Origin of the sequence: Flavobacterium franklandianum (genome assembly GCF_007097365.1) — a bacterium.
Lineage (GTDB): Bacteria > Bacteroidota > Bacteroidia > Flavobacteriales > Flavobacteriaceae > Flavobacterium > Flavobacterium franklandianum.
The window spans coordinates 55,737-70,132 of the sequence record NZ_VJZR01000014.1; the positions used below are offsets into that span (position 1 = coordinate 55,737).

A 14,396-nucleotide genomic window follows, 5' to 3' on the forward strand; every position below is an offset into this window, starting at 1 on the left:
AAACTTTTAAACTTTAAACTTTAATCCGCTTAAACAATTTTAAACGACTTTAAACAACCTTAAACAATTAATGATAAATCTATTCAACACACATATTGACACCTTATCCATTCACAGAGTGGGAAATAAAAGCCGCAACGAAGCCATTTTTCTATCGGAAGAATCTTTTAAACTGAATGATGAAATCGTACCTTTAATCAAAGAATTTTTCTTTAAACCTTTTAGAGAAAAAGAAGAAAACTATTTTCAATTTGCTCACGAAGTAGATTTGGAATACAACGATATGTTTAAATTTGCTACACAGATTTTCGAAAATCCAAGCTGTTTACACGAAGTTTCAAAGCAAATAACCACACATTTGTTTGAGCAATCGAATCATCCTCACATCAAAAATGGGGAGGTTTATGTAACGCATTTGACAAACCTGAATATCGACAACAATGTGGTGGACGCTATTGGAATTTTCAAAAGTGAGTTGCAATCGGATTTTTTGCAGTTTGAAGAAAAAGAATCTAATCTAGAAATGATTTTGCAACACGGCATCAATCTCAGCAAATTGGACAAAGGTTGTATCATCTTTAATTATAAAAAAGAAGAAGGATACAAAATCCTGACGGTTGACAGCAACCGTTATGATGCCCGTTATTGGTTGGAACATTTCCTATCGGTTGATGCTTTTGAAGACGAAAATTTCATCACCAAAAAATACTTGAAATTTTGTCAAGGTTTTGCCAAAGACGTTGTTTTTCCTGCCGAAGACAAGAAAGAAGAAGTGATGTTTATGAACCGCTCGGTGAATTATTTTGCCAAAAATGACCAGTTCGAAGAGACCAATTTCTTGAACGAAGTTTTGGATAATCCTGATTTGATTCCAGAATTCAAAAACTATAAAGTTGACAAAGGCGAAAAATACAGCATTGAAGATATTACGACATTCCCAATTGCCAATGCAGCGGTTTCGGATGCTAGAAAATCGATTAAAAACGTAATCAATTTGGACACACAAATTCAAATTAAAATGGATTTCATTAATCCAGAAAGTGCAGAAAAGTATGTAGAAAAAGGCTGGGACGAAGAAAAGCAAATGTATTACTACTTAGTTTATTTTAATAAAGAAGTGAAGAGTTAAAACATTCTGTTTAAAATTATCCCTATTGTCATTTCGACCAACGGGAGACTCGAGCGAAAGCGAACAGGCGAAGCAAATCACATAATGTGAGCAACTAATGAGATTCCTCCTTTGTCGGAATGACAAAAGCGAGTCTTTTTCACCTTAGCTAAATGACTTTTTGATTGATATAAAAAAAACAATAACCAAATTCTAATTAGTCATTAATATAAAAAGGCATCATTCTATAAAAAATGATGCCTTTAATTTTGATTTATAACCATAAAATCCCGTCTAGTTTTAATAACGAGACGGGATTTTTTATGACTATTTCTTAGCTTTTTTAGCCTTTTCAGCTTCAGCCTGTTCCATAACTTGTTGCAATTTTTGTTGGAACTTACCTTGTTTTTTTGGCTCTTTCAATTTATTTTCTTGAATTTGAGCGTGAATTTTATCGCTATCGATGAAATAACGTTTGATAACAATCATAATTCCAATGGTAATCAAATTCGAAATAAAGTTATACAAACTCAATCCAGCACCGTAACTATTGAAGAAGAACAACATCATTATTGGTGAAATGTAAATCATCATTTTCATCATTTTGGCCATATCTGGCATTCCTTCTTGTTGAGGAGCCGCCATTTGCTGATCTCCTGAAGTCATTTTCATATAAAAGAAAATGGCAATCGATGCAAGCACTGGGAACAAACTGATGTGATCTCCGTATAATGGAATATGAAAAGGAAGTTTAACAACCGCATCAAAGGAAGATAAATCGTCAGCCCAAAGGAAACTTTTTTGTCTCAACTCATATGCCGATGGGAAAAACTGAAACGAAGCATACATAAACGGAATTTGTATCAATGCTGGAATACAACCTGCCATAGGATTTACTCCCGCTTTGTTGTACAACTTCATTGTTTCCTGTTGTTTCTTCATTGGGTCTTTTTTGAATTTTTCACCCAATTCAGTGATTTCCGGTCGCAATACTTTCATCTTGGCTTGTGACAAAAATGATTTAAACGTAATAGGCGACATCGCAATTTTAATCAAAATCGTAAAAATAATGATGGCAATTCCAAATGATAGCCCTATACTTGAAGTTAAAAACCCAAATAACGGAATGAAGATAAACATATTAATCCATCCGAAAATCCCCCAACCTAATGGAATGATTTTTTGAAGATTTTTATCATATTTCTTTAATGTTTTATAGTCTGATGGTCCAAAATACCAATTCATTTTATAATCAATTTCACCATTACTAAATGCCAAAGGCAGATTTGCTTTTAATTGTTTGGTATAAACTGTATCAATTGTTTCATCGTTCACCAAATTGTTTGATTGCAATTTAGCGGTAACAAATGGTTTGTCTGTCAATAAAATAGTGGAGAAAAAGTGTTGCTTAAAAGCTACAAATGAAGCTTTAGTAGAGTTTTCTTCCTTGTCTTGTCCCTGAGCTACATAGTCAATTTTATCATCTTCATATTGAAAATAAATTTCGGTATAACGGTTTTCATACGAAATGCTTTTCTCGTTTCTATACGTTTTTAAACTCCATTCTAAATCCAATGGTTTAGTGGTATTCAACACTTTATTCAAGCCTTGGGAACGCAAATCAAAACCAATCATATAATCGTTTGGTTTCAAAATGTATTTGTATTCTAGAAATTCATTGGCACCAGCCTTCAATTTCATAGAAAGGATTTGATCTGTTCCCACTTTGGTCAAAGTAGGTTCGAAATACATGTCTTTGGTATTTAATGTTCTATTATCGCTGGTTTGCAATTGAATGCTCAAATTGGCGTTATTGTCTTTAATCAATTTTACCAATTGTCCTGAACCTTTCTTGAATTTCTCTAAATTTTTCAAAGTAGCTTCTACAATAAAACCGCCTTTATTGGCGATTTTAAGTATTACTTTTTCGTTTTCGATAGTGGTAAAACCTTCTTTTGCAGATGGTAGTGTTGCGGAATATGCAAAACCACCTAATGTTTTTTGAGCTTGAGCCAATTGAACTGAATCGCCTGCGACGGCTGCGGTTGGAGTTGTAATGGGTTTTACTGTTACTGCCTTTGCTTGGGCTTCTTTGGCAACTAATTCTTTTTTTGCTTTTTCAGCTGCAATAGTTGCTTCTGAAGGCTTGTTTTGATACATTATCCAAATCAAGATTCCAAAAATCAATACGAAACCAATAATCGAATTGAGGTCTATTTTTTTTTCTTCCATTTTTAAATTTTTTTCCTCAACCCAGCCCTCTCCAAAGTAGAGGGAGCAGAGTCTGGAATGTGTTTATTTATTATTTACTTCTTGTTATTTATTACTAAACTGACCACTAAAAACCGATCACTGAATACTACTTTTTCTTTGCTTTTACAACTGCTGCCACAAAATTCACAAAAAGTGGATGCGGGTTTTCTACGGTACTTTTGTATTCTGGATGGTATTGAACTCCTATAAAAAAAGGATGGTTTTCTAATTCTACAATTTCGACCAAACCAGTTTCTGGATTGACACCAGTGGCTTTTAATCCTGCTTTTTCCAATACCTCAACATAACTGCTATTGTATTCGTAACGATGACGATGACGTTCAGAAATAGTTTCCTTTCCGTATATTTTATAGGCTAATGTGTCTGGTTTTAAATTACATTTCCAAGCGCCAAGACGCATTGTTCCGCCTTTGTCAGTAATGGTTTTTTGTTCTTCCATCAAATTGACAACTGGATGTGATGTTTCTGGATTCATCTCGGTAGAATTGGCATCGGCATAACCCAAAACATTTCTAGCATATTCGATGATTGCCATTTGCATTCCTAAACAAATTCCTAAAAACGGTATTTTATTTTCACGAGCATAACGAACGGCTTCAATTTTCCCTTCAATTCCTCTTCCTCCAAAACCTGGAGCAACAAGAATTCCATCTAATCCCGACATTTTTTCAGCGACATCCGAAGCATCTAGAAATTCAGAGTGAATAGAAACCACATTAACTTTTGTTTCATTTAATGCACCCGCGTGAATGAATGCTTCTAAAATTGATTTGTAAGAATCTTGCAATTCTACATACTTACCAATTAAACCAATATTAACGATATGTTTTGGATTTTTTAATCTTCGTAAAAAAGTGTTCCAATGTCTTAAATCTGGAGCAGCTTTTTTAGGCAAATCCAATTTTTTTAAGGCCACAACATCAAGACCTTCTTCGAGCATCAAATTTGGCACTTCATAAATCGTTGAAGCATCTATAGATTGAATTACAGCTTCTCTTTTTACGTTGCAAAATAGCGCTAATTTATTACGCAATTCTTCTGAAATTTCGTGTTCTGTTCTACAAACCAAAATATCAGCTTTGATACCACTTTCCATTAATGTTTTAACGGAATGTTGCGTAGGTTTTGTTTTTAATTCTCCGGCTGCAGCCAAATAAGGAACCAAAGTCAGGTGAATAACTAAACCATTATGTTCTCCTAATTCCCAAACCAATTGACGAACAGATTCGATATAAGGTAAAGATTCAATATCACCGACAGTTCCGCCAATTTCGGTAATTACAATGTCAAAATCGCCTGACTTACCTAGCAATTGCATTCTGTCTTTAATTTCATTGGTAATATGAGGAACCACTTGAACTGTTTTTCCCAGGAATTCGCCTCTTCGCTCTTTTTCGATAACTGAGAGGTAAATTCTTCCTGTGGTCACATTATTCGCCTGAGAAGTTGGCACATTCAAGAAACGTTCGTAATGTCCTAAATCTAAATCGGTTTCTGCTCCATCATCGGTTACGTAACATTCTCCGTGTTCGTATGGGTTTAATGTTCCGGGATCGACGTTGATGTATGGGTCAAACTTTTGTATGGTCGTTCGGTAACCTCTAGCCTGCAATAATTTTGCTAATGAAGCCGCAATAATCCCCTTCCCTAAAGAAGACGTAACTCCGCCTGTAACAAAAATATATTTCGTTTGATTCATTTTATTGGTGTTGTAGTTGTTGTTGTTTGGTAAAATTGCAAGCGAATAGTTTGCAAAAACGCTGCAAAAATACAATTATAAATCGAGAAAAAACTAATTTGAAATTGAGATAATTTTGATTTTATTGACAACTATGAATTGGTTAACGTTTTTTAGTTAAAAATCATAAATAAAAAAACCTACCCAAGATTTTTAATCCCGAGTAGGTTCTTTTTATTTAATAATCCAGTTTTTATTCAACTGCTATCTGATGACTTTCTACTTGGTCGCTATTATGATTTTTTTTGGGAAATGCAGTCAAAAAAGGGTTAGTGATTTTTCATAATTATTTTTTTTGTTATTAATTTTATTCTTTTTCTAAAAATATTTGAAAACCTATTGTAAATTGAAGATTATTCTGTGTAGCATCATTTAGAACTCTGAATTTAGCAGATGAATAATTGATACCCAATTCCATTGCGACAGAACTGTTAAAGAAAATGGTAGGACCTAAACTAACAGAATATCCATCCTGACGTTCTTTATACTGACCGCTTGAAAAAGCATTGTTTCCAAAAAAATATTCGCCATCTAGGTAAATATTAACAAGTTTTTCTGGTTTCAAAAAATAATACCTTGTATATGCACCATATTTTACCCAGTACCTATCACCATCATCACTAATTCCATTTTTAATTTTAGAATCGTTGTAGCCAACTCTTACCCCTGCTTGCAGTTTATCAATTATAAAATAACCTACGTTTGCATTTATAGATAGTTCTGACGTTTTTAGCTTATCGTTTTTGAAGCTATTATTATAAAATTCTTTGTTGGAAAAACTTCCATTTCCTCCGACCATCCAATTTCCTTTTGTGATTTGAGAATGGGCCGAAAGAGTAAATAAAATTGTTGTTATAAAAAATATTTTAATTGTTTTCATATGTTAATATTATTTGTTCATAGTGTTTTGTTGGTTAAATATTTGCGATAATATCATTGAATATTTACTTACAAATTTCTTGCCAAAATATCAGTTTTTTCTTTTTTTATAGAAATCAAAACATTGTTTTTTTGTACGTTTTTAATTATAGTTTCAAAATTACAAAGTCCACAACATTATATTTTACGGTTTCCCGTAATTGACTTAACTATTTTTCATTCTTGTACTCAAAATCCATAAAAAAAACCTACCCAAGATTTTAAATCCCGAGTAGGCTTTTCACATTCACTATTTATACTGCTTTTTTGGGCAGTTTAAATTATATAGAAGCTATTACAAATCTCTGTAAAGTTCTAATCTTTCCCATTTAGAATCTACTTCTTCTTGAGCTTGAGTAAGTAATTTAGCTCCTAATTCAGCATTTTCTTTCACAACTCTGGTAAAACGAGATTCGTTGTACATAAAGTCGCTCAAAGGAATAGTAGGTGATTTAGAATCTAATTTGAATTTTTTACCTTTTGCTTCCATCGGATTGAATCTAAATAATGGCCAGTAACCTGAATCGATTGCTTTTTCTTGTTGCGAAATGGCGTTTTTCAATTCGTAACCGTGTTCACCACAATGAGAATAAGCAATAATCAAGGATGGTCCAGGATAAGCAGCCGCTTCTTCAATAGCTTTAAGCGATTGTAGGTCTTTGGCACCCATTGCAATTTGAGCTACATACACATTTCCGTAAGAAATAGCTTGAAGCGCTAGGGATTTTTTACCTGTTTTTTTACCACCAATTGTAAACTTAGCACTTGCTCCAAGAGGAGTTGATTTAGAAGCTTGTCCACCAGTGTTAGAATACACCTCAGTATCCATTACTAAAATATTAATATCTTCTCCTGTTGATAAAACGTGATCTACTCCACCGTATCCGATGTCATAAGCCCAACCGTCTCCACCAAATATCCAAACCGCTTTTTTACGAAGATATTCGGTCAATTGATTTAATTTTTTAGCGTCTTCATTGCTATCGCCAAGGTTTGATAACACTTTTTTAAGCGCATCTATTTGAGTAAATTTCTCGTTTTTCAAGGCTTCAGTTTCTTCTGTGTTGTTTAGAATAGCGTCAACTAATTCTTCACCAACAATTGATTTTAATGAAACTAATAAATCTACAGCAATTTCTTGTTTTTTGGACAAACCTAATTTTAGACCTAATCCAAACTCCGCATTGTCTTCGAAAAGTGAATTTGCCCAAGCTGGACCTCTACCAAATTCATTGGTTTTATAAGGAGTTGTTGGTAAATTTCCACCATAAATAGAGGAACATCCTGTGGCATTAGCAATCAACATACTATCGCCATACAATTGCGTAATCATCTTGATATAAGGAGTTTCTCCACAACCCGAACAAGCTCCTGAGAATTCGAATAAGGGTTCTAAGAATTGTGAGCCTTTCACATTAGTAATTTGCAACGCAGTTCTGTCATAATAAGGCAATTCAACAAAATGATCCCAGTTTACATTTTCTTCCACATCCACTTCAATTTTCTTGTGCATATTGATCGCTTTGAAGTTTTCTTTTTCTTTGCTTACCGCTGGACAAACCACCACGCAAAGATCACAACCGGTGCAATCTTCTGGAGAAACTTGCAATACATATGATTCACTCGCCTTATCAAATGGTCTTCCTATGGCAGCTACACTTTTTAAAGAAGTTGGAAAACTAGCAATATCTTCGTTATTAACTACTTTAGATCGAATGGCTGCGTGAGGACAAATAGCCACACATTTATTACATTGTGTACATAAATTTTCGTCGTCCCAAACTGGAATAAAGTCGGCAATTCCGCTTTTTTCGTATTGTGAAGTTCCTGTTGGGAATGTTCCATCTATAGAGAAAGCACTTACTGGAAGTTCATCTCCAAAACCGGCTAATATTTTTTCTAACACATCGGTAACAAATCCATCAGGCGCATTTTTCATCGCTGACGCTAATTGTTTTTCGCTAGAAGCCACTTTTGGATACTCTACTTGATGTAAATTTTCCAACGCTTTATCCACTGCGTTAAAGTTCATTTTTACCACTTTTTCGCCTTTATGAGAGTAGGATTTTACGATGGCAGCTTTGATTTTTTCGATAGCTTCATCTTTAGGTAAAATTCCTGAAATGGCAAAGAAACAAGTTTGCAAAATAGTATTCGCTCTTTTTCCAAGACTGGCTTCAAACGCCACTTTTGTAGCATCAATTACATAGAATTTAACTTGTTTGTCGATAATTCCTTCTTGAATTTGGATTGGTAATCTATCCCAAATTTCTGCTGTAGAATAAGGAGAATTTAATAAGAAAGTACCCCCGTGTTTCAAGTCGGCAATCATATTGAATTTTTCAACAAAATTAAATTTATGACTGGCAATAAAATCGGCTTTATCAATTAAATAGTTAGAATTGATTGGGTCTGGGCCAAAACGCAAATGCGAAATAGTTTGCGCTCCTGCTTTTTTTGAGTCATAAACAAAATACCCTTGAACATAATTATCGGTAGTTTCACCAATGATTTTGATAGAGTTTTTGTTCGCTCCAACAGTTCCATCAGAACCTAAACCATAAAACATACAGCTTATTGATTTTCCTTTAATATCAAAAGAATTGTCATAATACAAACTTCTAAAAGTCACATCATCATTGATACCAATAGTAAAGTGATTTTTAGGTTTTTTATTCAACAATTCGTCGTAAATTCCTTTCACCATCGCTGGAGTAAACTCTTTGGATGACAATCCGTAACGACCCGCAACCACAATAGGCATTTCTCTTCCACTTTCAACAAGTGCGGTAACGATGTCTAAATACATTGGATCTCCAACGCTTCCTGGTTCTTTAGTTCTATCCATTACAGCAATTTTTTGAACTGTTTTTGGCAAAACATTTACAAAAGCATCAATAGAAAAAGGTTTGAATAAACGAACTAAAATAACCCCCACTTTTTCGTCTTCTTCCAACATTACTTGAAGAGCTTCTTTTACAGGACCTTCGGCAGAACCCATAATGATAATAACTCTTTCGGCTTCTGGATGACCTATATAATCGAACAAATTGTATCTACGTCCAGTTTGCTCATAGAATTCGTCCATAACATTTTGAACTACGGCTGGAACTCTGTCGTGAAATAAATTGGCTGCTTCTCTTGCTTGGAAGAATACATCAGGATTTTGAGTGGTACCTCTTAATACAGGACGGTCAGGATCTAATGATCTTTGTCTGTGTTCCATCACTTTATCTTCTGGCATCATCGCTTTGATGATTTCGTCTGGAATACTGTCGATTTTTGAAATTTCGTGAGAGGTTCTAAAACCATCAAAAATATTCATAAATGGAATTCTAGTTTTCAATGTTGCCACTTGCGAAATCAAGGCAAAATCGTGTGCCTCTTGAACAGAACCACCAAATAACATTGCGAATCCAGTTTGTCTACACGCCATAACATCGGAGTGGTCTCCAAAGATAGACAAGGCGTGAGTAGCAATTGTACGAGCTGCAACATGTATAACGCAAGGCAATAATTCACCTGCAATTTTATACATATTAGGAATCATCAACAACAAACCTTGAGAGGCAGTAAATGTTGTAGTTAATGCACCAGCTTGTAAAGCTCCGTGAACAGTACCTGCAGCACCAGCTTCACTTTGCAATTCAACAATTCTTGGAACGTTATTCCAAATATTTTTTTTGCCTTTTGAACTGTAAAGCTCTGCGTGTTCCCCCATCGGCGAAGAGGGTGTTATAGGATAAATAGCACAGACTTCATTAGTTTTGTGAGCAATGAGAGCCACTGCTTCATTACCATCACAAATTACTTTTTTAAATGTTTTATTCTTCATTTTTATAAAGTTTTTTTAAACCATCTTGAATTTGTGACTATCTATTCAATCTACAAATTACTTGACAGTATTTAATTATAAGAGCAAAAAAAAGCTAAACTGCCATTCGGCTTTTAGCTTTTTTTATCTCGGTGATTTACTCATTATGCAACCATGCTTTTTTGTCTAATAATTGAGCTTCTGTTTCAACATGATTTTCATCAAGTATGCAACAATCTACTGGACAAACTGAAGCACATTGTGGTTTATCGTGAAAACCTTTACATTCTGTACATTTGTCAGCTACAATGTAGAAAAATTCATCAGAAATTGCGTCGTGTTCGTCATCGGCGTCAATATCTACTCCAATAAGATTTTTTACCATCCCTTTTAAAGAAGATCCATTTGAATAAGACCATTTGTCATCTGGTTCATAAATTGCGTTGTTTGGACACTCTGAAATGCATGCATCGCAATTGATACATTCGTCCGTAATTATTATTGCCATAGCATATATTTTTTTTAATTCCCTGTAAAATTAAATGTCTTTTTATTACTTTTATATGATAATAGTCATACTTTTTTTTAAAAAGTGAAATTAAATTTGGCCTATCAATTATTAAATTTAATGTATTAATATTGAAAATAACTTTTAATTATGATTGAAACAAAAACAAAACCTCAACCTGAAAAACTGGAAGCAGTAGTCATCCGATTCGTGGGTGATTCAGGTGACGGAATGCAGCTAACAGGAACACAATTTTCTGATACTTCTGCCATGTTTGGCAACGATATTGCCACTTTCCCAAACTATCCAGCCGAAATTAGAGCTCCACAAGGCAGTTTGTATGGAGTTTCAGGATTTCAAGTACATATTGGAAGTGTCGAAGTTAGTACGCCTGGTGATAGTGTCGATTTATTGGTTGCCATGAATCCAGCTGCTTTGAAAACCAATTTATATGCTTTAAAACCAGGGCATACGTTAATAGTAGACATCGATTCGTTTACAAAAAAGAATTTAGATAAAGCAGAATATACCACAAATCCGTTAGAAGATGGAAGTTTGGACAACTATAGAGTTATCGAAGTTGATATGACCTCTTTGACTAAAGTAGCATTGAAAGATGTTGTTGGTTTAGATAATAAATCGATTTCGAGAAGTAAGAATATGTTCTCTTTAGGGATGGTGTATTGGATGTATGATCGTTCTAAAGAGTACACCATCGATTTTTTTAATAAAAAATTCAAGTCTCAACTTTCCCTAATTGAAGCCAATACCAAAGTGCTAAATGCAGGTTATTATTATGCCGAAACGCTGGAGCTTATCCCAAATTCATACACCATTTCTCCAGCAAAAATGCCTGCTGGAACCTATAGAATTATTATGGGGAACACGGCAACGGCTTGGGGATTTTTGGCCGCAGCCGAAAAATCAGGATTGGAATTATTCTTAGGATCGTATCCAATAACACCCGCTACCGATATTTTACACGAATTGGTTAAACACAAACATTTTGGCGTAAAAGCGTTTCAAGCCGAAGATGAAATTGCTGGTATAACATCCGCAATTGGTGCTGCTTTTGCTGGAGATTTAGCCATAACAACTACATCAGGTCCTGGACTAGCATTAAAAGGCGAAGCCATTGGTTTAGCAATTATGACCGAATTACCATTAGTAATTGTCGATGTTCAACGAGGAGGCCCTTCAACAGGTTTGCCAACAAAAACAGAGCAATCCGACTTAATGCAAGCAATGTACGGTCGAAATGGGGAAAGCCCATTAATTGTTATTGCTGCAAGCACTCCGTCTAACTGTTTTAATTTTGCCTATGAAGCTGCCAGACTTGCCTTAGAACATATGACACCTGTTATTTTATTGACAGATGGTTATATTGCAAATGGCTCTGCTCCTTGGAAAATAAAAACCGTTGCCGAAATGCCTGAAATTAAAAGCAATAGAATTACCAAAGTCAAAGAAAACTGGCATCCCTATGATAGAGATTCAAATACTCTAGCTCGAAATTGGGCAATTCCAGGAACCGAAGGTTTAGAACACCGAATTGGTGGTTTAGAAAAAGATGCAGTTACAGGGAATATTTCCTATGAACCTGCGAACCACGAAAAAATGACCGAAATAAGGGCAGAAAAAATTGAAAGAGTAAAATTCAATATTCCAGATTTAGAAACTGAATTTTACGATCAAGGCGATTTATTGGTAATTGGTTGGGGAGGAACTTATGGTTCAATACATTCAGCGGTTAAACATTTTAATGAAGATAGCAATAATAAAGTGGGATATGCTCATTTTAATTATATCAATCCAATGCCAAAAAATACAGAAGCCATTTTATCTAAATTCAAAAAAATTCTGGTTTGTGAATTAAACAGCGGACAATTTGCCAGTTTATTAAAAATTAAACATAGTAAATTTGAATTTTTACAATTCAACAGAATTCAAGGATTACCTTTTGCAAACGAAGACCTAATTCAAAAATTTAAATCACTAGTATAATGGAAACAACTGCTGAAAAAAAATATACCGCTAAAGATTTTACAAGCGATCAAGAAGTAAGATGGTGTCCGGGTTGTGATGATTACGTGATTTTACGTACCATGCAAAAAGTACTGCCAGAAATGGGTGTTGCAAGAGAAGACATCGTTTTTGTATCAGGAATTGGTTGTTCCTCCCGTTTTCCCTATTATTTAGACACTTACGGAATCCATAGTATTCACGGTAGAGCTCCCGGAATTGCTTCGGGTGTGAAATTAGCCAATCCTAAGTTAAGTGTTTGGATTGCAACCGGTGATGGCGATGCAATGGCTATTGGTGGCAACCACTTTATTCACGTATTACGTAGAAATATCGATTTGAATATTCTGCTTTTTAATAATGAAATTTATGGTTTAACCAAAGGGCAATTTTCACCCACTTCATTAATTGGTCAAAAAACAAAATCATCTCCTTACGGAAATACACAACCTCCATTTTCTCCAGGCGAATTAGCTTTAGGTGCTCAAGCGAGATTCTTTGCAAGAGTTGGTGGCGGTAGCCCAAAAGAGATGGCACAAATTTTTATGGATGCACATCAATTCAAAGGAACTTCTTTGATAGAAATTTTACAAAATTGTGTGATTTTTAATGACGGTTGCTTTAATCACATCACAGATAAAGAGGTAAAAGACGACAAACAAATCTATCTTGAACACGGTAAGCCAATGATTTTTGGAAAAAATCGTGACAAAGGATTGGTTTTAAACGGACTAAAATTAGAAACCGTAACTATTGGAGAAAACGGAATTACACAGGAAGATTTATTGGTACACAATGCCAAAGAACAGGATCCAACGCTGCACTATATGTTGGTTCGATTAGCGACACCTTTTGCAACTGGAGTGATACGAAGTTTTGAAGATGTCACCTTAGAAGAAAGAGAAGATGCTTTGACAGCACAAGTTAAAGCCAATTCAAGTTTCAGAAAAACTGACGATTTGTTCTTCTCAGGAGAGACTTATGAGGTGAAATAAAAATAAATTTAACAGTAAGATTTACTACCCTATGGGAATGGTAGATTAAATACTGTAAATTTGCGAAGTAATACAATAGATAAATTTAATATATATGGGTTCAGAAGCAATTATAGTTTTCTTATTAGCCGGAATTGTTCTGGTCGCCGGTGCCAACTTTCTATCTAATTTAATTTCGCCAAAATCAGACAACACCCAAAAACGGGAACCGTATGAAAGTGGAATGACCACCATTGGACCAACTTGGGTTCAGTTTAAAGTGGGCTACTATTTGTACGCCATTTTATTCTTAGTTTTTGATGTCGAGATAGCCTTTTTGATACCTTGGGCAGTAGTTTTCAAAGAAATCGGTATAGTAGCATTTTACGAAATTATCATCTTTTTAGTAATATTAGGTTTAGGCTTAGCCTACGCTTGGAAAAAAGGAGCATTAAAATGGGAGTAAATAACACACCAGAAATACCAGCAGATTTCCCAGGAAAAGTAATTCCTGGAGGTAATGGAGCAAATATTTTGGTCACTTCATTAGATGAAATAATAAATTGGGGACGAGCTAACTCGCTTTGGTCACTTTATTTCGGAACGAGCTGTTGTGCTATCGAAATGATGCAAACTGGAGCCGCTCGTCACGATTATTCTAGATTTGGATTCGAAGTTGCAAGACCTTCGCCACGACAAGCCGATTTAATTATCATTGCAGGAACCATTGTCAACAAAATGGCACCGGTTTTACGCCGATTGTACGATCAAATGGCCGAACCAAAATACGTAATTGCAATGGGAGCTTGCGCCATTTCTGGAGGTCCATTTTATTATAATTCTTATTCTGTCGTAAAAGGAGCTGATCACGTAATCCCTGTAGATGTTTACGTGCCGGGTTGTCCGCCTCGTCCAGAAGCATTATTGGAAGGAATGCTAATGCTTCAGGCAAAAATCAAAACAGAAAGTATGAATAATAAAGTTTTCCCTATCGACGGGTTTGACGAAGGACTATAAAAGTACGAGGATTGAAATACGAG

10 protein-coding genes are annotated in these 14,396 nt (G+C 34.9%); 5 read left to right on the forward strand and 5 right to left on the reverse strand.

The window, feature by feature from the left end:
* The first annotated feature begins 70 nt into the window (after nt 1-70).
* Nucleotides 71-1,129: a nucleoid-associated protein gene (locus FNW17_RS13635; protein ID WP_144071927.1), complete on the forward strand. Its 1,059-nt coding sequence runs from the start codon at nt 71-73 to the stop codon at nt 1,127-1,129.
* Between the two features lie 306 nt (nt 1,130-1,435).
* Here the strand turns inward: FNW17_RS13635 and yidC are convergent, their stop codons facing one another.
* From yidC to FNW17_RS13660, 5 genes are all read right to left on the reverse strand, one after another.
* Nucleotides 1,436-3,340, reverse strand: coding sequence for a membrane protein insertase YidC (gene yidC, locus FNW17_RS13640; RefSeq protein ID WP_144071928.1), 1,905 nt, complete (start codon nt 3,338-3,340; stop codon nt 1,436-1,438).
* A 127-nt stretch (nt 3,341-3,467) separates the two neighbouring features.
* A complete protein-coding gene (locus FNW17_RS13645) occupies nt 3,468-5,081 on the reverse strand; it encodes a CTP synthase (RefSeq protein WP_144071929.1) in 1,614 nt (537 codons plus the stop codon).
* Between the two features lie 346 nt (nt 5,082-5,427).
* On the reverse strand, nt 5,428-6,000 hold the full coding sequence (locus FNW17_RS13650; RefSeq protein ID WP_144071930.1) for an outer membrane beta-barrel protein: 573 nt from the start codon (nt 5,998-6,000) through the stop codon (nt 5,428-5,430).
* A gap of 333 nt (nt 6,001-6,333) precedes the next feature.
* Nucleotides 6,334-9,873 (reverse strand): pyruvate:ferredoxin (flavodoxin) oxidoreductase, encoded by a 3,540-nt coding sequence (gene nifJ / locus FNW17_RS13655; protein WP_144071931.1) that lies wholly within the window; start codon nt 9,871-9,873, stop codon nt 6,334-6,336.
* A 136-nt stretch (nt 9,874-10,009) separates the two neighbouring features.
* A complete protein-coding gene (locus tag FNW17_RS13660) occupies nt 10,010-10,360 on the reverse strand; it encodes a 4Fe-4S dicluster domain-containing protein (RefSeq protein WP_144071932.1) in 351 nt (116 codons plus the stop codon).
* A gap of 150 nt (nt 10,361-10,510) precedes the next feature.
* Here FNW17_RS13660 and FNW17_RS13665 point away from each other — a divergent pair, with 150 nt between their 5' ends.
* The 4 genes from FNW17_RS13665 (at nt 10,511) to FNW17_RS13680 (ending at nt 14,373) form a co-directional block, all read left to right on the forward strand.
* Nucleotides 10,511-12,364, forward strand: coding sequence for a 2-oxoacid:acceptor oxidoreductase subunit alpha (locus FNW17_RS13665; RefSeq protein WP_144071933.1), 1,854 nt, complete (start codon nt 10,511-10,513; stop codon nt 12,362-12,364).
* Nucleotides 12,364-13,377, forward strand: a complete 1,014-nt coding sequence (locus FNW17_RS13670; protein WP_144071934.1) for a 2-oxoacid:ferredoxin oxidoreductase subunit beta — start codon at nt 12,364-12,366, stop codon at nt 13,375-13,377. Before FNW17_RS13665 ends, FNW17_RS13670 begins: the two co-directional genes overlap by 1 nt.
* 94 nt (nt 13,378-13,471) lie before the next feature.
* The gene (locus tag FNW17_RS13675) at nt 13,472-13,822 is read left to right on the forward strand and encodes an NADH-quinone oxidoreductase subunit A (RefSeq protein ID WP_144071935.1); all 351 of its coding nucleotides are present in this window, start codon (nt 13,472-13,474) and stop codon (nt 13,820-13,822) included.
* Entirely contained in the window at nt 13,813-14,373 is a 561-nt protein-coding gene (locus FNW17_RS13680; protein WP_143390723.1) for an NADH-quinone oxidoreductase subunit B, read from the forward strand. Before FNW17_RS13675 ends, FNW17_RS13680 begins: the two co-directional genes overlap by 10 nt.
* Nucleotides 14,374-14,396: the final 23 nt, after the last annotated feature.